20 protein-coding genes are annotated in these 23,989 nt (G+C 33.5%); 16 read left to right on the forward strand and 4 right to left on the reverse strand.

Annotation, left to right across the window (positions count from 1 at the left end):
• The first annotated feature begins 111 nt into the window (after window positions 1–111).
• The 3 genes from PKK00_07070 (at window position 112) to PKK00_07080 (ending at window position 3,435) form a co-directional block, all read left to right on the forward strand.
• Complete coding sequence (locus tag PKK00_07070) at window positions 112–1,536, forward strand: T9SS type A sorting domain-containing protein (GenBank protein HNW98156.1); 1,425 nt, start codon at window positions 112–114, stop codon at window positions 1,534–1,536.
• Between the two features lie 57 nt (window positions 1,537–1,593).
• Entirely contained in the window at window positions 1,594–1,974 is a 381-nt protein-coding gene (locus PKK00_07075) for a hypothetical protein (GenBank protein ID HNW98157.1), read from the forward strand.
• 537 nt (window positions 1,975–2,511) lie between these two features.
• The gene (locus PKK00_07080; protein ID HNW98158.1) at window positions 2,512–3,435 is read left to right on the forward strand and encodes a 2-dehydropantoate 2-reductase; all 924 of its coding nucleotides are present in this window, start codon (window positions 2,512–2,514) and stop codon (window positions 3,433–3,435) included.
• A gap of 64 nt (window positions 3,436–3,499) precedes the next feature.
• Here PKK00_07080 and PKK00_07085 read toward each other — a convergent pair whose 3' ends face one another.
• Window positions 3,500–4,723, reverse strand: a complete 1,224-nt coding sequence (locus tag PKK00_07085; protein HNW98159.1) for a T9SS type A sorting domain-containing protein — start codon at window positions 4,721–4,723, stop codon at window positions 3,500–3,502.
• Between the two features lie 819 nt (window positions 4,724–5,542).
• Here PKK00_07085 and arr point away from each other — a divergent pair.
• Both arr and PKK00_07095 read left to right on the forward strand, forming a co-directional pair.
• Window positions 5,543–5,971 (forward strand): NAD(+)--rifampin ADP-ribosyltransferase, encoded by a 429-nt coding sequence (gene arr, locus PKK00_07090; protein ID HNW98160.1) that lies wholly within the window; start codon window positions 5,543–5,545, stop codon window positions 5,969–5,971.
• 92 nt (window positions 5,972–6,063) lie between these two features.
• Window positions 6,064–6,879 (forward strand): hypothetical protein, encoded by an 816-nt coding sequence (locus tag PKK00_07095; protein HNW98161.1) that lies wholly within the window; start codon window positions 6,064–6,066, stop codon window positions 6,877–6,879.
• 60 nt (window positions 6,880–6,939) lie between these two features.
• Here PKK00_07095 and ppdK read toward each other — a convergent pair whose 3' ends face one another.
• A complete protein-coding gene (ppdK, locus tag PKK00_07100; GenBank protein ID HNW98162.1) occupies window positions 6,940–9,939 on the reverse strand; it encodes a pyruvate, phosphate dikinase in 3,000 nt (999 codons plus the stop codon).
• A 212-nt stretch (window positions 9,940–10,151) separates the two neighbouring features.
• Between ppdK and PKK00_07105 the strand changes: the two genes are divergently transcribed.
• Together PKK00_07105 and PKK00_07110 are read left to right on the forward strand one after the other, a co-directional pair.
• Entirely contained in the window at window positions 10,152–11,102 is a 951-nt protein-coding gene (locus tag PKK00_07105) for a DUF2279 domain-containing protein (protein HNW98163.1), read from the forward strand.
• A 196-nt stretch (window positions 11,103–11,298) separates the two neighbouring features.
• A complete protein-coding gene (locus PKK00_07110) occupies window positions 11,299–13,185 on the forward strand; it encodes a histidine kinase (protein HNW98164.1) in 1,887 nt (628 codons plus the stop codon).
• Between the two features lie 124 nt (window positions 13,186–13,309).
• On the opposite strand, the gene PKK00_07115 is transcribed toward PKK00_07110, so the two are convergent.
• A complete protein-coding gene (locus tag PKK00_07115) occupies window positions 13,310–13,696 on the reverse strand; it encodes a hypothetical protein (GenBank protein ID HNW98165.1) in 387 nt (128 codons plus the stop codon).
• A gap of 36 nt (window positions 13,697–13,732) precedes the next feature.
• Window positions 13,733–14,602, reverse strand: a complete 870-nt coding sequence (locus tag PKK00_07120) for a DUF4476 domain-containing protein (protein HNW98166.1) — start codon at window positions 14,600–14,602, stop codon at window positions 13,733–13,735.
• Between the two features lie 243 nt (window positions 14,603–14,845).
• Here PKK00_07120 and PKK00_07125 point away from each other — a divergent pair, with 243 nt between their 5' ends.
• The 9 genes from PKK00_07125 to PKK00_07165 all read left to right on the forward strand — a co-directional run bounded on the left by PKK00_07125 (window position 14,846) and on the right by PKK00_07165 (window position 23,988).
• Window positions 14,846–16,168, forward strand: a complete 1,323-nt coding sequence (locus tag PKK00_07125) for a bifunctional lysine ketoglutarate reductase /saccharopine dehydrogenase family protein (GenBank protein ID HNW98167.1) — start codon at window positions 14,846–14,848, stop codon at window positions 16,166–16,168.
• A gap of 260 nt (window positions 16,169–16,428) precedes the next feature.
• Window positions 16,429–17,769 carry a saccharopine dehydrogenase C-terminal domain-containing protein gene (locus PKK00_07130; protein HNW98168.1) on the forward strand — a complete coding sequence of 447 codons (1,341 nt, stop codon included), beginning with the start codon at window positions 16,429–16,431 and terminating at the stop codon, window positions 17,767–17,769.
• A gap of 51 nt (window positions 17,770–17,820) precedes the next feature.
• Complete coding sequence (locus tag PKK00_07135) at window positions 17,821–18,183, forward strand: four helix bundle protein (GenBank protein ID HNW98169.1); 363 nt, start codon at window positions 17,821–17,823, stop codon at window positions 18,181–18,183.
• A gap of 40 nt (window positions 18,184–18,223) precedes the next feature.
• Window positions 18,224–18,955, forward strand: a complete 732-nt coding sequence (locus PKK00_07140; protein ID HNW98170.1) for a TerB family tellurite resistance protein — start codon at window positions 18,224–18,226, stop codon at window positions 18,953–18,955.
• 195 nt (window positions 18,956–19,150) lie between these two features.
• A complete protein-coding gene (locus tag PKK00_07145) occupies window positions 19,151–19,924 on the forward strand; it encodes a hypothetical protein (protein HNW98171.1) in 774 nt (257 codons plus the stop codon).
• 131 nt (window positions 19,925–20,055) lie between these two features.
• The gene (gene htpG / locus PKK00_07150) at window positions 20,056–21,948 is read left to right on the forward strand and encodes a molecular chaperone HtpG (protein HNW98172.1); all 1,893 of its coding nucleotides are present in this window, start codon (window positions 20,056–20,058) and stop codon (window positions 21,946–21,948) included.
• Between the two features lie 44 nt (window positions 21,949–21,992).
• Window positions 21,993–22,913, forward strand: coding sequence for a tetratricopeptide repeat protein (locus PKK00_07155; GenBank protein ID HNW98173.1), 921 nt, complete (start codon window positions 21,993–21,995; stop codon window positions 22,911–22,913).
• Between the two features lie 115 nt (window positions 22,914–23,028).
• Window positions 23,029–23,676 carry a hypothetical protein gene (locus PKK00_07160; GenBank protein ID HNW98174.1) on the forward strand — a complete coding sequence of 216 codons (648 nt, stop codon included), beginning with the start codon at window positions 23,029–23,031 and terminating at the stop codon, window positions 23,674–23,676.
• Window positions 23,677–23,766: 90 nt separating this feature from the next.
• Window positions 23,767–23,988: a DUF4492 domain-containing protein gene (locus tag PKK00_07165; protein HNW98175.1), complete on the forward strand. Its 222-nt coding sequence runs from the start codon at window positions 23,767–23,769 to the stop codon at window positions 23,986–23,988.
• Window position 23,989 lies beyond the last annotated feature (1 nt).

The raw sequence follows: 23,989 nt of genomic DNA on the forward strand, positions 1-23,989 counted from the left end.
ACACTATTAAAGCGTTTTGATTTTTCCCTGCTTTTTTCCTGAGGAAACTCCAATATATTTGTTAAACTGAATTATCCACTAAAAAACTATTGTCAAATTAAATCCATTAATATGAAAAGGAAATTTTACACATTTATACTATTTATCAGTATTTGTTTATCAGGTTTTGTTACCTATTCACAAAACCCTGTTCCAAATGGAAATTTTGAATCATGGGATTCTACATTTATGCCTTATTTACAGTATTACCCTGTTTGTTCAAATAGAGAAGCATTTTCAAAGGAAATGCCTTTTAATTGTATAAAAACAACTGACAGCTATCATGGCAGCTATGCTGTAAAGTTAACTTCAGAAGCACAAGACGGAGACACTCTTTTCGGATATTTTATTAATTCAAATCCTAATGACAACCCTGCCAATTGGCATGGCGGAGTTCCATACGATCAAAAACCTACAGGTCTGAAGGGATATTTTAAATCGAACATTGCACTTAATGATACAGGTTTAGTAATCGTAGCATTTTCAAAAGCAGGAGTAAATATTGGATCGTATACATTAAAATTATACGGTATTCAATCAACATATGCTGCTTTTACTTTAAATTTCAATCCTCCTTTATCAACTACTCCTGACTCTGTAATTGTAGGTTTCACATCGAGCAATGCTTTTGTTAATTTTGCTATACCCGGCAGTACTGTAACGCTTGACAGTATTTCATTTACCGGTGTTACCAGTCAGCCTGCAAATTTAAACGGAGATTTCGAGCTTTGGCAAAATGATACAATCTATGATATTAATAGTTGGTATTATGACAATAATGAAGGTTTATCAAGGACTACAGATGCATTTGAAGGTAAGTATGCTATTTCTTTGGTTACTCAAGAAGGCACTAATCAAAATGGATCTCCCCGTACAAGCGCTTGTTCAATAAGCACAGGATATTATAAAAAATTAAATGGTAATACATATTATCTTGCAGGTGGTTATCCCTATTCTTATCAAACAGACTCTATTGCATTTTGGTATAAATACCTGCCTTCAAGTACCGATACAGCACAAATGTCGTTGAATTTTAAAAAAGATGGAAATCAATTTATGGGATTTGGAATGCCTTTAACATCATCCTCTTCGTATAAATATGTTCGGTTCCCTTTTAATTTGCCTCAGGCACCCGATTCTGTTGTTGTTTCATTTCAATCATCTCAATGGAAAGATTCTTCTTTGGTTTATGTTGGTTCAAAATTATTGCTTGATGGAATTCATTTCATATCTGATTCCATTACTGCGGGTTTACATTTTACATCATCACTAAATGGATTAATTGTATATCCTAACCCTGCCAGCAATAATATTTATATTGAATCAAAAGAAATTATTACTACTGCTGAAATTATTGATATGACAGGAAAAAAATTAATATCAAGAAATGCATTCAATAATAAAGGTATTGATATTAGTATATTGCCTGAAGGTGTTTATTTCATAAGAATAATTACTAATAAGGAAATGATTACAAGGAAATTCATAAAAGAATAATTAATTATTTTCATAAGCGGCCGCCTTTGGCGGCCGCTTATGAACTAAAATTGATATATGAAAAAAATAATTTTGCCCATTTTATTTGCTCTAATATTAATTTCTGTTTGCAATGCGCAAACAATAACTCCTTTGTTCAAAAACAATAATAACGATAAAAACATTTCGATATTATTATCACATACTGATACTGAAATACAAATTCCAAAAATTTCATTCCACTCAAAACTGATGTTAGCCAATTATAGTCTGTTTTACGACCCATCATATAACAGGCAATATTACTTTGAAAAGAATTTCCAGGAATGTAATAAAAAATATTTCTTATATAATTTTAACCATTACACCAACGATCCTTTAGCCCAGTATAATGACATATCATCTGTTTTAATATTTGGAACTATAAATTACATAAGTCTTTTATTTGAGAAACATTAAAATTTATAATTATTCTTCGACTTTTGAACTCTCCTGAATAATATTAAAAAGCGCTGTACGGGAAAATAAATGACCTGTGCGGAATTTATAAACCCCTGCGAGAAAAATACAAAGCCCTTCGATAGAAATACAAACTACTGTGGGAGAATTATAAAACCCTGTCAGATTTTTATAAATGCACAAGATTATTTTAAAATACCCTGTATGATTTTTAATAAGCACTGAACTTATTTTATAAATCACTTACGTATTTTTATAAATTACTTACGTTATTTCGTGAATAACGCCTCTACCTTTTCAAAGAGGAGCAAGCATTACGCTATGTTAAAAGTGCGCGAACCATTGGCGTTAATGCGCGTCATCAAGGGGATACACAAAACTGTTGTATAACCCAGTATAAAAATCGTTTTTATAATAAGAGCGGCGCCAGCTTTGCTGGCGCCGCTCTTATTATTTATTAATCATTCCAATTGAAACATTTTCTATATTTGTTCAATTCATATAACATTTCAAAAATTATTTTTTACATATATTAACATGAAAATAGCCATTATCGGAACCGGCGGAGTTGGCGGATACTTTGGCGGAAGACTCGCCAATGCCGGATATGATGTTACTTTCTTTGCACGTGGCGCTCACCTGAAAGCAATACAAACAAACGGGTTGAAAGTAAAAAGCATTAAAGGCGATTTTATTATTAATCCGGCTAAAGCTACAGATAATATTAAAAAGATAGGAATAGTTGATTTTATTATTGTTGCAGTTAAAGCATGGCAGATAAAAGAGATTGCAAAAGAGCTTCCTGCCATTATGCATTCTGAAACCATTGTCATTCCTATGCAAAACGGGGTTACTGCTGTTGACGAATTGAAAGAATATATTGATCAAAAAAATATAATCGGCGGATTATGCAGGGTTTTCAGCAGGATTGATGCACCCGGAATAATTGAACATTTCGGTATTGAACCTTTTATTCTTTTCGGAGAACTTGATAATTCAACAACTGAACGCATTCAAAAAATAAAATCAGTTTTTGATAAAGCAGAAATCACAAACAAAATTGCAAATGATATTACAGCCGAATTATGGAAAAAATTTATTGGCATATGTGTTGGCGGATTAATGGCAGTATCAAAAACAAATTATGGAGAGCTGCGTGAATTAAAAGAAACACGACAACTCACTGTAAAGCTTCTTACTGAAATTTATAACCTTTCGCAAAAAATGAGAATCAATATAGAACCCGATTATGTAAGCAAAGTGATGAAGGCTATTGACTCCTACCCTTACGAATCTACATCCTCACTCACGCGGGATGTGTGGGAAGGAAAACCTTCGGAAATAGAAGAACAAAACGGAACTGTAGTGAAACTTGCAAAACAACATGATGTTGAAACACCTGTCAATAACTTTATATACAGTTGTATTCTTCCTATGGAAATAAAAGCAAGGAAAAGATAAACATTCAGCGCCCTTCCGCAATTGCCGGAAGGGCGCTGAATAAAATAATGCTATAATTTAAATCCTATTGAACAACAAATTTCCCAACGCTTAACAGTTTATTATCCTGCTCAAATAATTTATAAAAATAAATACCATTTACTAATCCACTTTTGTGAATAGTAATTTTATCACCATTTAAATTTTTATACTGAGCAACTTCTTTCCCTGTAATATCAAATATTACAAGCGATGCATCTTTTAAAGGAAGCGTTGTTGATATTTCTGCATTATCAATAAAAGGATTCGGAGCTATCATTACTCCAACATTATTATCATATTCCGCAGAAATGGTAGTAATACCGCATATCCATTCATATAAATGATCCCGTACAAAAGCAAATGTTGTATCGATGTAGGCTGAAGCATTAGTAAGGTTTACCCTGGAATCAAATGGTACATGCCCTGCTCCCTGAAAAGTATAGAACGGATTCAGTACTCCCACGTGATTGGCTCGTAAATTAATTGAAGCACTGCCATCAACTTCTATTACACTAAGTGCTGTACCGGTTGCATAAGGCACGATATCATCATTTGTCCCATGCATACTAATGATAGGAACATCGCCATGTTCTAAAAATGTTGAATCCCCAAGAGCACCGCATAAATTTATCACATAATCCACTTTACTGGAATATCCTGGATTGCCTGATAATCCTTCAACTCCGCCAGCACCTGTAGTATCAATACCTGCCGAAAGGATTTCGGAAATTTTATCAAGGCTGCTTACATGCAATGCTGTTAACGCTCCGGCAGACGTTCCTCCCACAACAATGATATTGGTATCGATTTTATATGTGTTTGTTGTAGCGGCATCCTGCCTGAAATACCGCACTGCTGCACGCATATCATGCGTAGCGCGATACAAAGCATACGAAAGTTTTTCAGCAGTAGTAATGGTAACTCCAACCCGATAATCAATACTTACTGCTACATAACCCAGTGATGCAAACTTATTACAAAGCGCTACAAGAGCCGGTTCTCTTTTATCTTCAACAACAAAAGCGCCTCCCGGTGCAAAAATAATCAGCGGACGTTTTGCCAAAACATCTCCATGTGGCTGATAAATATCCATCCTAAGCGTTGAATAAACATTAAGGTAATTATAGTTATGCCCATAAACCACATCCTGGGTAACATCTACAGAATACAGGCTGTCGTGGTATCGTCCACCCGAACAATCGACTTGTGCAAATATGTTTGAAGTGGTGGAAAAAATAAAAATAAAAAGATAAAAAGCTTTTTTCATTTCTTTTATTTTAAAAATTAAACTTTTTGTAAAGGAATAAATTATTGGTAAGTCTATTGAATGAAAAACACTGAAATGTTATAAACTTTATTAAATTGTATATTCTACCTGTTGAAATGTATCCGTATGAAAAAACAATACAATATTTATATTCTGAAAACATATTGAATCCATAAAGCAGGGCACTAATATATTAAAGAATATTCTACATATTTAATTTTTAACTCAAAACTTATACACTAATATTAACAGGATATTCAATAACCATTTCATTTTGGAATATTACTTTAAATCCAATTATACCGACAGAAAAGAGGTTTGCAAAAATATTTTTTGTTCTCTGTACGGACTAACTCGTTCTAAACAGTTTTGCGTTTGCAAACCTGATAAGAACGAGTATAAATTAACAATTACTATAATATATTTTTTCATTGTTGTCCGATTAATTTTTTTTATTTCGTACCTACGGCACTTAGCTAAATTAATTAATGTACCATTCTACCAATATTAAGTACCTACCTGCCCGACCACGTCTTTCAGGCGGGCGGTACTTTTTTAGCCTCGTTAGAGGCGACATATTGGTAAAATATAAAATGATAATAACATAAGCCCCGTAGGTGGCGACATATATTTTAAAGCATTCAAATAAGGACATCCAAACATATTATAGAATATTTAATCGGACAACAATGATAGTTTTTGTATTTTAGTAAAAATTTACCGGGAATAATGATGCTGCGGCTAACTCCCCAGCGTGCCCAAACACGGAAGCATTAGCAATTGCTGATATATTGCTTCAAAATGAGACCAAACAAAAGCATGAACAAGTCGATGAAACCTGGCAGCAACGATAATTCACCACAATATTATCATGGCACAAAAGCCAAGCTAAAAAAAGGCGACATGATAGAACCCGGCTTTAATTCAAACTTCGGTAAAAGAAAAAAAGCATCATATGTTTACCTTACCGCTACACTGGATGCTGCCAAGTGGGGAGCCGAGCTTGCCCTGGGCGAAGAACCTGGCAGAATCTATATTGTAGAACCTACCGGTCCTATTGAAGATGACCCGAACCTAACAGACAAGAAATACCAGGGTAACCCCACAAAATCATATCGTTCGCGGAATGCTCTACGGGTTATTGGCGAAGTTACGGTTTGGCAAGAGCACTCTCCAGAGGAGATTAAAACTATGAAGGAAAACCTTGATCGCCTTAAACAACTTGGTATTGAAGCCATAGAGGATTGAGTAAAAAATAAAAATCAATTGAATAATTTAAAACAATGTATGCTTATCTTCTCATAACTTCATTATAATAGAATAGAAAGTTAAAATAAAAAATGAAACAAAATCTATTTATAAAATATCTCATTCTTCTTTTTATTAGTCAATTATTCGTTGGTTGCGAATTCTATCCGTTAATACAAAAATCATATTTTGCAAACCCACCTAATGCTGCATATTTTCAATACGAAAAAGAAAAGAACATAAAATTTTCGGGTAATTTTTCTCATGCGCAAATACAATCAAATATTATTTTATTTAAGCATTTCGGGTTATCAGCGGGCTTAATGGGCGGTTTTTATAAACATGGTGCAGACATTGGCGGAGTTTACTTTACAAACTTTTCCCCTTCCGGTTATTTTGAGTTGCAAGGTGGAGCAGGCTTTTACCAGGATAAAACCAGTTGGGTAAAAACATTGGCAGCAACAGGTGCATCATATCAGGTATGGTTCGACTATACTATAGACAGTAAATATAGAAAGATGTATGCACAACCCAGTTATTTTTTCAAGGTTAATCAGGATATTAAACTAGGCTTAACATTAAAAGCAAATTATGTTTATTTTTCGAAATACTTTTATGAATATTCACGAGCAGAATACCAGGATCAGATGCAAATCAGTGCACCTTATGATTATGGTAAAGCCGATACAAAAAATATTTCCTGTTTTGTTTATGAGCCTACATTAACAATCCAACAGGTAAAAGATATGAAGAGATATTTTATTCAATTATCATATGTTTATTCAACGAATGCATTTACAACAAGCGCTTCATCATGGGGACAGGAATATCAATCAAATCACCCGCAACATGCAGACTTTGTAATAGCTGCCGGAATTGAATTTAAGTTTGGAAAACCCAAAGAATAAATTTCATTATATAAAAAAAAGGGAACCTTGCGATTCCCTTTAATTTCAAATATTCACAGATTACCTTCTGCCTTTTTTCTTAGCAACTTTTTTCACAGCCTTCTTAACAACTTTCTTTATCGGCTTTTTAGCTACTACTTTTTTTACAGCTTTCTTAACAATTTTTTTAACCGGTTTTTTAGCTATTGCTTTCTTCACAGCTTTTTTAGGAGCTACTTTTTTTACTTGTTTTTTTGCAGCAACTTTTTTAACAGCTTTTTTAGGAGCCACTTTTTTTACCGGTTTTTTAGCGCTGACTTTTTTCGCTGCTTTTTTAGGAGCTGCTTTTACAGTAGCTTTCTGTCCTTTAATAGCAGCCTGTGCAGCAGCAAGGCGTGCAATAGGTACGCGGAAAGGAGAACAACTTACATAGGTCAATCCTGTTTTAAAACAGAATTCAACAGATGCAGGGTCGCCACCTTGTTCACCGCAAATTCCCACTTTCAAATTCGGACGTGTAGCCCGACCTTTGGAAACAGCCATTTCTATTAATTGTCCAACACCATCCTGGTCGATGGTCTGGAATGGATCGGCTGCCAATATTTTCTGGTCTAAATAATCATTCATAAAACCACCAATATCATCGCGGCTAAAACCAAATGTCATCTGGGTTAAGTCGTTTGTTCCGAATGAGAAGAATTCAGCTGTTTGTGCCATACGGTTACCAAGCAAGCAGGCACGCGGAATTTCAATCATTGTTCCATACATGTAATAAGGAAGCGCTTTAACTCCGAATTTCTGGCATACTTCAGCCATAACTCTATCGTTGATTTTCTTTGTTACATTTAATTCGCCTACTTCGCAGGTAACAGGAACCATTAATTCGGGTTTTGGTGTATGTCCTTCTTTAGCGAGTTCCAAAGTAGCTTCGAATAATGCCCTGAATTGCATTTCAGAAACTTCAGGATAAGTAACGCTTAAGCGAACACCACGATGTCCCATCATTGGGTTGGATTCGTGTAAACTTTCACCACGTTTTGCAACTGCTGCGGCAGTAATACCTAATGCTGCTGCTAATTCAGTTTGTTTATCGGGACTTTGAGGAACAAATTCATGTAATGGAGGGTCAAGTAAACGGAAAGTTACAGGCAATGTATCCATTGCTAACAATGTAGCTTTCATATCTTTTTTAACGTGATCGAATAATTCGCTTAATGCAAAAACTCTTTCTTCTTTAGTATTGCTTAAAATCATTTTACGAAGCAGGAATAATGGTTCTTCACAACCTTTTCCATAGAACATGTGTTCCGTACGGAATAAGCCGATACCTTCAGCGCCAAAATCGCGGGCAACTTTTGCATCAGCTGCAGATTCTGCATTGGTACGAACACCCATTGTGCGGAATTTATCAACAATAGCCATAAAGGTTTTGAAACGTGGATTTTCAGAAGCATCCATTAATTTCAAATTAGCAAAATATACATGACCTTTGGTACCATTCAAAGTAACGATATCTCCTTCTTTTAAAACGATATCAGTTCCTTCAACTTTAGCTATTTTAGAACTTACATCTACATGAAGTTTTCCGGCGCCAACGATACAACATTTTCCCCAGCCACGTGCAACCAAAGCAGCATGTGAGGTCATACCACCACGGGCGGTAAGAATACCAACAGCAGCACGCATACCTTCAACATCTTCAGGGTTGGTTTCTTCACGTATAAGAATCACCTGTGCTTTAGGATCATTACGAACAGCAGCCACGGCATCTTCAGCAGTGAAAACCAATTTTCCTACAGCAGCACCAGGACCGGCAGGCAAACCTTTTACAAGTACAGATACTTTCTTTTCTTCATTTGGGTCACAAATGGGGTGAAGCAATTCGTCTAACTGAGCAGGTTCTACGCGCATTACAGCGGTTTTTTCGTCAATCAGTTTTTCTTCAAGCATTTCCATTGCCATATTTACAGCCGCAGTTCCTGTACGTTTACCAACGCGACATTGCAGCATATAAAGCTTACCTTCCTGGATGGTAAATTCAATATCCAGCATATCGCGATAATTCTTTTCGAGAATATTACGAATTTTAGCAAGTTCCTGATAAGTCGAAGGCATAGACTCCTGCATGCTATGCAGATGTTTATTTTGTTCGTTTTTAGTGTCGTCATTTAAAGGGTTTGGTGTGCGGATACCTGCAACAACGTCTTCTCCCTGTGCATTAACTAACCATTCGCCATAGAAAATATCTTCACCGGTAGCAGGGTTACGTGTAAACGCAACACCTGTAGCAGATGTATCGCCCATATTACCAAATACCATTGCCTGAACATTTACAGCAGTACCCCAATCATCAGGAATACCTTCAATACGACGGTATGATATTGCTTTTTTACCATTCCAGCTTTTGAAAACTGCTTTAATTCCACCAAATAACTGCTCTTTTGCATTATCAGGAAATTCGGTACCCAACTCAGCTTTAACAGTCTTTTTAAATTCACCGGCTAATATTTCCAAATCTTTTTCATCAAGTTCAGTATCTTGTTTAACACCTTTGTTGTGTTTGTATTTATCTAACATATCATCCAGTTTCTTACGGATATTTTTGTCGAGACCTTCGGCTTTATCCATAACAACGTCGGCATACATCATGATCAATCGACGATATGAATCCCAAACAAAACGAGGATTGTTTGTTTTTTTGATCAAGCCGGGAATAGTAGCGGTACAAAGACCTACATTCAATACAGTGTCCATCATACCAGGCATTGATTTTCTTGCACCGGAACGACATGATAATAATAATGGGTTATTGGGATCGCCATATTTCATTCCCATTTCACTTTCAACTCTTTTCATTCCTGCCCAAACTTCATCGTCAAGAGATTTGGGTAATTTGCAGTTGTTTTCATAATAAGCTGTACAGCATTCTGTAGTAATTGTAAATCCAGCCGGAACAGGTAATCCAAGATTAACCATTTCAGCAAGATTGGCACCTTTACCACCCAACAGGTTTTTCATTTCAGCTTTTCCTTCTGCTTTTTTACCGCCAAAGAAATAAACGTATTTTTTTTCTTTTGCCATTTTAAAATTCCTCCTAATTAGTGTTATATTTTTTTAATTTTTGAATTTTTCAAGAACGACAAATTTAGAATAAAAAATAAAGTATTCATTTAAATTCAGTTAATTTTTTTTTATTTTCATTGATTGCCTTTCCATATAAAATACTATAAATATATTTTATTAATTTTGCGCGGCTTTTTTCAAGAAAAAGTAATATTAGCTCAAATAACCTGATGAAGAATTTCCGGATATTTATTTTTTTAATCTTTGCACTACCGGCATTAGGTTTTTCAAACAGTTCAGGTATTACAGAAGATTCCACGTTTTTACCCAAACACTACACGTTTGGAGATACATTACAACCGGAAAAAACAAAAAAAGTAAATAAGCTTCGCCTTGCAATTGTTGGCAGTTCAGTGCCTATTCTTACAACCGGAGTGTTTATTTATTTCCAGAATGCATGGTGGAACGACACGTTACAATATTATGGTCTTCCCAAGTCTAAATTTCATTTCGACGATTCGAAAGAATTAAAATATGCTCTATGCCTTGATAAATGCGGACATTTCTGGTCATCACAAATTGCATCAAATGTTTTCTGTGAATTGCTTGAATGGGCAGGGATTCAGCAAAGAAAAGCCAAGTGGTATGGAGCCGGGTTTGCAATTCTTACATCAGGAATTGTAGAAGTAAAAGACGGTATGGCTCCATGGTGGGGTTTCAGCCTTACCGATATGGGTGCAAATATACTGGGTTCATTGTATCCTGTTTTACAGGACTATCATCCTTTTTTTAAAAATTTCACATTCAAATGGAGTTATGATTTTATTCACAAATCGTATTTTAAAACATTCCCACACAATGTTGATAAAAGTTTTATGGACGATTATGAAAGGCATACCTACTGGCTTTGCAGCAATATTAAAGGAATTGCACCTGCTTCATGGAAAAAGCATATTCCTAAATTTTTAAGTTTCGATGTAGGAGTAAGCGCTGAATACCTTGATGGACATGGCGCCGGAACAAGACAATGGTTTTTAGGAATAGGACTTGATTTGAGTAATATCAATATTAAGAATTTTAATTTTTACAATAATCACAAACATCTTTTAAACTTATATCGCCTTCCTTCTCCAGTACAGCAAATATCTCCGCATAAGGTTTCGTACTTGATTGCATTCTAAACATTACACCATCTTATTGTATACCGACAGAAAAGAGGTTTGCAAAAATATTTTTTGTTTTTTGTACGGTATAACTCGTTCTAAACAGTTTTGCTTTTGCAAACCTGATAAGAACGAGTATAAATAAAAAACAGCATTCATTCTAATACTTATAAATATAAATTATAATTTTAACACTTTTAAAAAACTTTGCTCATTGAGAAAATCAGCAATGATCATATTATTTTTTTTAATTCAAATAGTTGAGGTTTCAATTAATAACAAGCTGTTTGCTATCACGCAGGATTCATCAGCGATTAACGAATTGCTTACTAAATGCAAAAAAGCACAAAGAAAAAAACCTTTACTCGCAATCAGCTATGGTAAAGAATGTATAAAGCAGTCATTAAAATCCAACTACCTGGAAAAAATTCCTGAAACATATGCCACCCTTGGATTTGCCTATGATAGAATATCAAATTACGACAGCAGTATTTATTATTTCAAACAAGCAAGCATAATATATAACCTATTAGGTTACCCGATTAAAGAAGCCAACTGCTATATTGACCTTTCATCTGAATATATAGATAAAGCAGATTTTACATCAGCCATTTTTTATATAAATAAAATTATTACCATTGCCCAGGAACTTAATGACCTCAGGCTTTTCTCGAAAGCGTATACTAATCTTGGCGCTATTTACATTAACATGAATGAATACGATTTGGCAATTCACTATACAAAGAAATCATTAGAGATAAAAAAAATTCTACACGACCAACATAGGGTATTCAGGTCATACCGGTCATTGGGAAGTTATTACACTAATAAAAAATTATATGATTCCGCACATATATATTATGATAGCGCGTTAGTAATTGCTTATTCACAAAAAGACACATCGGGAATCGCTAATATATTTTCATACAAAGCAGAAACTTATTTCAACCAGGGAATTTATAACAATGCTGCAACCTATATTGATAAAAGCATTTATTTATACGAAAAATTAAAAAAGAAAAACGAAATTAAATCTTTTTACCTGTTATGGACCAGAATCTATTTAAAAAATAAAGACTACACTAGTGCCATTGAATATGCAAATAAAAGTTTACTGACCAATAAGGAAATTGATGAAATAGCTGATGCCTATCATTATTTATCTATCGCATATGATAGTTTAAAGGAATATAAAACCTCATTGAAATTTTTCAGCCTTTATAAATTCTATGAAGATTCCATTATGAATATTAATAAGTCGAACCAAATAATTAAAATGGCAACTTATTATGAAGACGAAAGAAAACAAAAACAAATTGAAATTAACCAGGCCGAAATAGAAAAAGCCAATGCTGAGATTAAACGCGAAAAAGCGGAAAAGATAATGATGTATATTTTTCTTGGAATAATTATCCTGCTTGTTATTATTTCTTACCTGATAAACCGTCAAAAAAACCTTAAACTTTTACAAAACACAATACAAGAAAACGAAAAAAGAAAAAGTCTTATACTGGAAGAAGAAAAAAGAAAAGTTGAAGCGCAATACCTTGCATTGAAATACCAGGTAAACCCCGAATTCCTTATTAATACATTTAATAGTTTTTTATCCATAACCGAAAAAATTCCGGCAGAATCAGCAAAATTCATTGAAGAACTTTCTAATGTTTATCGTTACATTCTGCAAAGCCAGGATATAATCAGCATATCGCTATCCAAAGAAATAGAGTCAATAAATTCGTATATCTATATTATTAAAAAAAAGGTTCCGGAAAATTTATCTGTTGAAATAAAAATAAATATTGAACTGGATGAATATTATATTGTCCCTTTATCGTTACAAACAATTATTGAATACCTTTTTAATTATCATTCTGCTGCTGACCCGTATAAAAAATTATTTATATTTATTGAAACCACCCACGACAAATATATTACAATAAAAAGCAACATTCATAATGAAAATCTGACATCAATAATATTAGAAGATACCGTAATAAAAAACCTGATAAAAAGATGCGAATTCATGTCTGATAAAAAAGTTATTATTGATACGGTTCAAAATTATTTTGTAATAAAAATCCCATTAACTTCAAAAAACTAAACAAGAAAGATATTATAGATTACTGAAATTTGCTGATAATGATTGCTTCTCAAAAAAAATGACTGATAAAAAAAAACTGCCTCATATATTATGAAACAGCTTCCTTATCCTTTATTTATTTTTATTACATTTTACTCTTCTTATGCGCACATGCTACATTTTCTTTTATTTGCACCAGCGATGATGATTTTGTAAGATTCAATAATCCGTCAACAAAATCTTTCTGTTCGCTTTTCTTCAGGTCTTTCAAATAAAAACAATAATCGGCTTCACCTTCCCTACCCCATGGAAATCTGTCATAGGTTATGGTTTTATCAACCTTCTTCTGAAAAGAAGTTAAAAATGATTCAAAAGAATTGAACGTAGTTAAATCGGGACCTTCACCTTTACTTATAAAAGATACTATCACACGATATACATCTTCTCCTTTTTGCTTTTGCACACTTTTCTGACTTTTGCAGGCAAATGTCAGCATGACAATACTTAATAATAAAATGATTTTTGTTTTCATATATTTTTGTTTTTTATTTTCACGACAAATATAAAATTATTTACCGAGTCCTTTAATATATTCATTCAACACATCAATGGTCGATTCAAAAGTAAAAGCATCGTTTACCTTGAAATAATTACCTGGGTCATAAGTATGACCATACGCATATTTAGCAAGCTCCAGTTTATTATCTTCAAAACTGAATAGAAGCATCAACTCACGCACCTGCGACGAAAGCATACAATTCGAAGCAATTCCTTCTTCTGCAACTTTCAATTTACTATCATCAAATGATTTTGATGAAACCGAATTTTTCAAAGCCTCGAAATCATTAGGCAACATTGGATTAGCACAACCATAAGGACCATTATAACCCGGCAAAGGATTTTCCGGTTTTGAATCTGGATTTACGACTTCATTTGAAGTAGCGCTATATGTGGATGTTGTAGTAGTTCCTGAAACACTTGCAGTATTTCCATTTACATTAATATTTATGTTAGCTGAATTCACCGTTGTTGTTTGAGAAACGGGGGTTGATGGTCCTGATGGTGAATATACAACGACAGTTTGAACAGATGACGATACCGGAGCCTGAGCAATTGGAACCTCGCTATAATAGCGAACTACATATTCATCTTTATTATTCTTTTTTATATTAAATGTAGTTTCTGTTCCCTGCTGAAACATCAGGTTTTTTTCTAAAGGCGTAATGGTTGAATCTTCAAATAATATTTTAAGCTTATAGCTAGGCGCAGGTAAACCAGTAACTTTAACATTTGTTTCAGCTTTTCGATTTTGCAGAACGCTGTTGAGTATCACATAAAATTTTTCGCCACCTTCAGTAAAAAAAATCAAATTTGTTTTTTGCGCTATTATACTACCGGATAACATTATAAATACTGCAAAGAATACGGCTTTTTTCATTATTTATAAATTTAAAAATATTTTTTCAGAATTTTTGAAGTGCAAATTTTTCAATTATTATGCCAAAATAATCCGATTAAAATTACATAAAAATAACAACATATTTAATATTGTTAAACATAAACTAATTAAAGGCTTCAGGTACAAATTATTTTAATTAAAAACCATATTAAGTGTATATTATTTTAGTAAGTTTGCAAAAAAATATAATCACTAAATTACTAATTTATTATTCTTAATATTATGGGTATAGTTATAGGCATTAGACATGAAGACAAGTACGAAATGGAAACCCGCGTACCTATTGTTCCCGGGCACGTTGAATGGCTTGTAAAACATCACAATATTGATGTGGTAGTTCAAACATCAGATAAAAGAGTTTATAAAGACGAAGAATTTATAAAAGCAGGTGCAACTGTGGAGTCAGATTTAAAGCGATGCCCCATTATTTTTGGTGTAAAAGAAATTCCTATTCCTACTTTTGAAAGTAAAAAAACATATATTTTCTTTTCTCATGTAATTAAAGGGCAAAAATATAATATGCCCATGTTAAAAAAAATGATGGATTTAAAATGTAACCTGATCGATTACGAAAAAGTTGTTGATGAACAAAACAAACGTTTGATATTTTTTGGAAAGTATGCAGGGCTTGCAGGAATGATAAACTCTTTCTGGGCATTAGGATTACGGTTAAAATATTACGGTTATGATTCGAAATTATTAAAAATAAAACAGGCAAAAAATTACAAATCGCTGGCTGAAGCAAAAGAAGATATTTCCTCTATCGGACAATTGATTGCAGAAAATGGCACTCCTGAAGAATTACGTCCGTTCACTATAGGCATTACCGGCTATGGAAATGTATCCCAAGGAGTCCAGGAAATATGCGGATTGCTTCCTGTTAAAGAAATTTCGCCTGAAAAATTACTTTCATTAAAAAACCGCAAAAATCTTCCAAACAACATCATATATAAAGTTATCTTTAAAGAAGAGCACCTTGTACAACCCATCAATCCAAATGATGAATTTGAATTACAGGATTATTATAATCATCCGGAAAAATATAGAAGTGTTTTTGAAAAATATATCCCTCACCTTTCCATGCTGTTAAATTGTATGTATTGGGATACTAAATATCCTAAACTCATCACGAAAGATTATCTTAAAAAGCTATACAGCAAAGGCAGACCAAAACTTAATGTGATTGGTGATATTACCTGTGATATTGATGGCTCCATTGAATGCACAACAAAACCCGCAACTATAAAAGATCCAATTTATATATACAATCCTTTTACCGGTCAAGCAACAAATGGCTACGAAGGTGAAGGTATTCTGGATATGGCTGTTGATATACTTCCTAGCGAACTTCCGCGCGATGCATCATTAGGGTTCAGTGATGTACTTGTAAATTTCGTCAAACCTATTGCTATTGCCGATTATGACCTACCTTACGAAGAAATTGATTTGCCCAGGGCAATAAAAAAAGCACTTATATTATTGAAAGGAGAACTTACTCCTAATTATAAATATCTTGAAGAATACGTAAAACAAGAAATGATTTAAGATTTATGATTTTAGAAAAAGTTTAATATTGGTTAGCCGTTTTAGAGGCATAAGTGAAGTCAGAATTGAGAATTGAGAATATAATATATGAAATCTGTATTTTCAAGGTAGTTGAAATAAAAAAATAATGAATTATAAAATTTAAATAGTATATCGTTCACGAATAACTTCATCAATATTCAATTTATGAAAAATAAATAAAAATTATTGTTAATAACCATGTTGATCGATTAAAAAAATAACGACAAACAATTTATTATATGGAAAAGAAAGTTTTGATTTTAGGTGCTGGATTAGTGGCACAGCCAATTGTAAGATACCTGCTTGAGAAAGGATTAAAAGTTACTGTTGCTTCAAACACCCCCGACAATGCAGAAGCAATGATAAATAAGCATAAGAATGGCATAAATATCAACTGGTCAGTTGAAGATAAAACCACACTTGATAAAATGGTGAAAGAAAACGATGTTGTTGTAAGCCTTTTGCCATATGTGTTTCACACTTTAGTTGCAGAATACGCATTGAAACATAATAAAAACATGATTACAGCATCTTATGTAAAACCCGAAATGCAGGCACTGGACGATGCTGCAAAAAAAGCAGGCATCATTATATTGAATGAACTCGGTCTGGATCCGGGCATCGACCACATGTCAGCTATGCGTATCATTGATAATGTTCATGAGAAAGGCGGAAAAATTAAAGAGTTTTATTCTCTATGCGGAGCATTACCGGCACCCGAAGCTGCTAACAATCCGTTTAAATATAAATTCTCATGGAGCCCGAAAGGTGTTGTAATGGCGGGGAACAACGATGCCATGTATTTGCGTCATGGAAAGGTAGTTGATGTTCCTACAAAATTATTATTTAAAAATCCTTTCAAAATTAACTTCCCTGAAGTGGGCGAATTGGAAGTTTATCCGAACAGGGATTCTATTGCCTATAAAGAAATTTATGGCATACCCGAAGCAGAGACCATGTATCGCGGAACATTCCGTTTTAAAGGATGGTGCGAAACAATTGATGCATTGAAACAGCTTAACCTGATTTCCTACGACAAAATGAAACTGGAAGGAATGACATACGCTGATTTTATTGCAAAGCTCATCAATGAAAACGATTCAAGCAATATAAAAGCAAAAGTAAAAAAGTACCTGGGAAGCAACGCTACCGATTATGCTATTGATACTATGGAATGGCTTGGTATATTTGAGAACAAACCCATGAACCGCAAAGAAGATTCACCATTTGAAATCACATCAGATTTAATGATTGCTAAAATGCAGCTGGGACAAACAGAACGCGATATGGTTGTTATGCAACATACTTTCCTTGCAGAATATGAAGGAGGCAAAAAAGAAGTTATCCGTTCGAGTATGCTCGATTTTGGAACACTTGCCACCGACACATCCATTGCACGCACTGTTGCTTTGCCTGCAGCTGTTGGAGTTATAATGGTGCTCGAAAATAAAATAAAAGTAAAAGGCGTATTTCGCCCTGTAATTCCTGAAATATACAATCCTATACTTGATGAGTTGGAAACTATGAACATCAAAATGATTGAAGAATACGGCTTACCGGAATCGGAAAATATAAAATAATTGCGGATTGTAAATTTTAAATTTCGAATTCAGTAAGTACTAAAATATATTATGACACCTGACGAATTAAAAGACAGAACTAAAAAGTTTGCACTTTCAATTTTAGAACTTGTAAAAAAATTACCGAATAATAGAACCGGATGGATTATAACTGACCAACTATCAAGAGCAGCTACATCTGTTGGTGCTAATTATAGAGCATCATGCAGAGCTCGCTCAAAAGCTGATTTTATTTCTAAAATTACTTTAGTTGAAGAAGAAGCAGATGAATCTTGTTTTTGGTTGGAAATTATTATTGAAGGAAAATTAATACCTGAAAAAGAAGTTCTCTATTTACTATCGGAAGCCCGCGAGTTAACAGCAATTTTTACGGCAGTAGGTCATACTTCAAAAATAAAATATTCAAAAAACTAAATTTAAAATTATAAATTTAAATTTCGAATTTAAAAATATAATGGGCAGATACGGGAAATGGCTCGGCGGCGGATTAGGGTGGGTTCTGGGCGGACCTATAGGTGGCATTATTGGATTCATTGCAGGTTCAATGTACGATACTGTTTCTACTGATTCACCTACCGATACGGCAAACTTAAGACATCGCACTTCCAGTGATGATTTCTTTGTAAGCCTTTTAATTCTTTCTTCAGCTGTAATGAAAGCTGATAATAAAGTGCTTAAATCAGAACTGGATTTTGTACGAAAATTTTTTACTCAACAAATTGGAGCTACCCGTACCCAGCAATACATGCTTATTCTACGCGACATCATGCAGAAAGAATATTCTCTGCATGATGTTTGCTCACAGATCAGGCACTTCATGGAAATGCCACTGCGACTGCAAATGCTGCATTACCTCTTTGGCATTGCAAAAGCAGACGGTTTTGTCTCCGAAAGCGAAACCGAAACTATTCATAAAATTGCAAATTACCTTGGCATCAATCCAAACGACTACGAATCAATTAAAGCAATGTTTGTGCACGATTCTAAAAGCGCATACAAAATTCTTGAAATATCACCCGATGCCAGTGATGAAGAAGTAAAAAAAGCTTATCGTAAAATGGCTTTAAAATACCATCCCGATAAAGTAAGCCATCTTGGTGAAGAAGTTCAGAAAGCAGCTAATGAAAAGTTCAAAGAGTTGAATAATTCTTATGAAACCATCAAGAAAGAAAGAGGGATGAATTAAGTAAGAGTTCAGAATTCAGAGTTTAAAAATTAATTTTAGCTTTATTCCTGTATCGCAGTGTTGACGGTCATCCTGAGTTTATCAAAGGATGAGATACGAAGCTTATTTTCACGAATTCAAAATTCAGATTTACGATTTTAATTTTAGAATATTAACTTTGTATTTAAGTATTCGTAAAAAAATAAAAAAAACACAATGAATCCTGACGAAATAAAACGGTTAGCAAAAAATCCGAATTTTATCCCGGGAATATACAATTACTGTGACCGATGGTGCGAGCGATGTTCGTTTACCAAACGATGTATGAACTACGCCATGTCGGAAAATGACGATGAAGAAACACGCGATATTACTAACGAAAAGTTCTGGGAAAAAATTCATGAAAATTTTCAATTAACACTTCAGCTTATTAAAGAAACTGCTGCGGAACACGGAATAGACCTTGATAAAATAGAAATTGATACTATTGAAGTTGAAGAAAGAAAAGCAGAACGCGAAATATTGAAACAACATGCCTGCGCAAAAATTTCAAATAAATATATTGATGCCGGGCGTAAATGGCTTGAAGAACGTAAAGATACTTTTCTGAAAAAAGAAGATGAGCTGAACCAGCAATTAGAAATGGGAGCCAGCGAACAGTTAGTAAAATCAGAGGTTAACGAAATTACCGATGCAATAGAAATCATTCAATGGTATTTATTTTTCATTCACGTGAAAATCATGCGTGCCTTAATGGGCAGACGTGACGGCGAAGATGATGACTACCCTAAGGATTCAGACGGCTCTGCAAAAATTGCATTAATCGCTGCTGACCGCTCAATAGCGGCATGGGGAATCATGCTTAATCAATTCCCTGAAGAAGAAGATAACATTCTGCCAATTCTTGCAATGCTCGATAAGATAAGAAAATCAGTTGAAAAAGAATTTCCTGAAGCGAGAAATTTTAAAAGGCCGGGGTTTGATAATTAATAAAATCATTCATCTTCTATTTTGTCATTTTGTCAGAAATTTTATCAATGGCATAATGCTTGCTAAACTGGCAACACAAAATTTTCATTAAAAACTTAATTAATTAAATTTTATAAAAACATAATACAACTATGCAAACAGGTAAGATTAACGTTCAAACAGAAAACATTTTTCCCATCATTAAAAAGTTTCTTTACTCCGACCACGAAATATTTTTACGCGAATTGATTTCAAATGCTGTTGATGCTACTCAAAAGCTGAAAACACTTGTTTCTACAGGTGAAATGAAAGATGAGATAGGCGATATCAGCATTGAAGTTAAATTAAATAAAAAGAAAAAAACCTTATCGGTAATCGACAAAGGTATTGGCATGACAGCCGAAGAAGTTGAAAAATATATCAACCAGATTGCATTTTCAGGTGCAGAAGAATTCGTAAATAAATATAAAGCGCAAACTGAAGCCAATCCACTGATCGGTCATTTCGGACTAGGATTTTATTCATCATTCATGGTTTCCGAAAAAGTAGAAATCCAAACCAAGACATACAAAAAAGGCCCGGGAACCAAAGCTGTTAAATGGGTTTGCGACGGAAGCCCCGAATTTTCTTTGGATGAAATTGAAAAGAAAGAACGCGGGACTGAAATAACACTTCACATTGACAAAGAATCGGAAGAATTTCTTGAAGAAGAAAGAGTACTGTCATTGCTAAAAAAATATTGCAAATTCCTTCCTGTTGAAATCATTTTCGGAACTGAAAAAATTTTTGAACCCACCGGTGAAAAAGATAAAGACGGAAAAGAAAAAACCAAAGAAGTTGAAAAGCCACGCATCATCAACAACACAAAACCCTTGTGGATGCAGAAACCCGTGGATCTAAAAGATGAAGACTACAAAAAATTTTACCATGAATTATATCCGCTAAATTTTGACGAACCGCTTTTCAATATTCATCTGAATGTCGACTACCCTTTTACACTTACCGGTATTCTTTACTTTCCGAAGGTTAAAAGAAATTTTGAAGTTCAGAAAGATAAAATTCAACTTTACTGCAACCAGGTATTCGTAACCGATTCGGTTGAAGGAATTGTTCCCGACTTCTTAACACTACTTCACGGAGTGATTGATTCACCTGACATTCCGCTGAACGTATCGCGCAGTTATTTACAAAGCGACCCTAACGTAAAAAAGATTTCATCGCACATTACAAAAAAAGTTGCCGACAAGCTGGAAGAATTATTTAAGAACAATCGCAGCGATTTTGAAGCCAAGTGGGACGACATAAAAATATTCATAGAATACGGAATGCTTTCAGATGATAAGTTTTACGAACGTGCTGAGAAATTCTGTTTACTGAAAAATCTTGATGGAAAATATTTCACACTAGAAGAATACGAAAACCAGGTAAAAACTTTACAAACTGATAAAGATAAAAACCTCGTTTACCTTTATACCAGCAACCAGGAAGAACAGCACAGCTTCATTGAAATTGCTAAAGAACGCGGTTATGATGTACTTATACTTGACACCGTTCTTGATAGTCATTTTGTAAATTTACTGGAACGAAAATTAAAAAATACCCGCTTTACCAGGGTTGACGCTGATACTATTGATAAGCTTATTCCCAAGAGCGATGAGCTTCCATCAAAATTAAGTGAAGAGCAAAAAAATAATTTAAAACCAATTATCGAAAACCAGGTTAACAAAGAAAAATTCTTTGTACAATTTGAAAACCTCAGCGATTCAGAACCTCCAATGATTATTATTCAGCCTGAATTTATGAGGCGAATGAAAGATATGTCGGCCACCGGAGGTCCATCCTACTTTGGAGCAATGCCTGATCAATACAACCTGGTTGTAAACACAAATCATCCTTTAGTAACTCGCCTGCTTGATGAAACCGATACTGATAAAAAGAATCGTTTGGCAAAACAACTCACCGATTTGGCGCTGCTTTCACAAAATCTTTTAAAAGGTGAAGAGCTTACAAAATTTATTAAAAGAAGTATTGAAATAATTGATTAATTCAACAGAAATTTTTCTCATATTTGTATCCTAAACGAACAAATATGAGAAAAATATTTTCTATATTTATTTTCTGTTTTACAATAGCTATTTCATCCTTTTCCCAAAATGCCGATTCATTATTTTCATCAGCATTCAGTAAATATCAGAAAGGCGATTACCAGGGCTCAGTATCGGATTATACTTTGCTCATAAAATTAAAACCCGAAAATATAAATGCATATCTTAACCGAGCTATAGCATATGATTGTATACATGAATATAAAAAAGCATTAAGTGATATCAATCATGTTATTCTGAAGCAACCTGACGCTGATATATACATGAATCGTGGAAAAGTATATGAACATTTACGAAAATATAATGAAGCTATTGCTGATTATTCAAAAGCTATTGAATTAAGTTCCGGTCAGTTATTAAATTATTACAATCGAGCTAATGCATATTATGAAAGCGGAAAATATCATCTTGCTTTATCTGATTTGAATATAATAATACAAACTTATCCGAAATTTTCATTAGCATATTATAAAATGGGGATGGTATACGATGCCATGCTTGAGCTTGATTCGGCAATACAGGTATACACTTTATCCATTCAACTTGATTCAACAAAAATTGAAACATTTTTAAACAGGGGCTTTGATTATAAGGAGCTAAATAGAGATTTGAGTGCACTTATAGACTTTTCATTTGTAATAAAAATTGATTCAACATACAGCGATGCTTATTTCAACAGGGCGCTTATTTACGATGAGCACGAGAATTATGAAAAAGCTATTTCTGATTATACCCATGTAATTAAACTGGAACCCTTTGCATCCGATGCATATTATAACCGGGCGCTTGCTAAAGCTGCATTAGGCAGGCATTCTGAATCATGCAGGGATATGATGGAAGCAGCTGAACTTGGCGATAAGTCAGCACATAAATATTACAAACAAAATTGTTTAAAAAAGTATTAGCTTTTTTCTATAATTTAAATATATTTTTTAATTTTAATAGATAATAATCTTTTAACCGTTTTTAAATTATATTGCTATGAAAAATATTTTTATTTTTTTTCTCACCTTTATTTTTATGCTAACAATATTATCTGCATATTCACAGGATAGCTGCAAAGTTTTAAAACCAGAAATTGCAGGTAAATACAAGGGTAAATGTAAAAAAGGTTTAGCACAGGGTTCAGGAACATCAGAAGGTATTGATAAATATACCGGTAATTTTAAAAATGGTTTACCTGATGGTCATGGTAAATATACATGGGCAAATGGCGACATATATGATGGTTCATGGAAAGAAGGGAAAAAAGATGGTGAAGGAAAATTCATGTATAAAGTTTATGGTGTCGACAGTACAAAATACGGATTATGGAATAATGACACATTTGTAAAAAAAATTATTCCTGATCCGTATAAAGTTTTTATTTCACGAGATCTTGACAGTTACTCCATTAATAAAATTGGAGATGGTAATAAAATAACATTGAAGATAAAAAAAATGGGGCAAGATAATGTGGATATTGAAAAATCAGATTTTTCATTTATTGCTGATAATGGTCTATATAGAGAAGAAAGCAACAAATATATTTATGATCAGGTTATATTTCCGCTCCATATAAAAATAAATTATATTACAACCAATAAACTAAGAACTGTAAAGATAAATGTAGTTTTTGAAGCTACCATTAACGAGCCTGGCGATTGGGAAATAATATTGCATAACTAAATCCAGGTTTGTTAATAAATTTTATATTTATTTTCGATTCAAATTGCATATGCAATCCTATTTTTGATAAATAAATCAAATTTATATTTTGTGAAAAACAAAAGCCTTTCAAAAAAAATTGTATGGTTCTATTACGAAGGGTTCAGAAATTCTGCCACAGCTAAAAAGCTTTTACTTATCCTACTGATCAAGCTTACCATTATTTTTCTTGTTTTAAAAATTTTCTTTTTCCCGAATTTTCTGAATTCGAAATTCAAAAATGAAAAAGAAAAAAGTGATTATGTAATTGAGCAATTAACTAATAAAAAATAAC

It is taken from the genome of Bacteroidales bacterium (genome assembly GCA_035353855.1).
Lineage (GTDB): Bacteria > Bacteroidota > Bacteroidia > Bacteroidales > CG2-30-32-10 > DAOQAK01.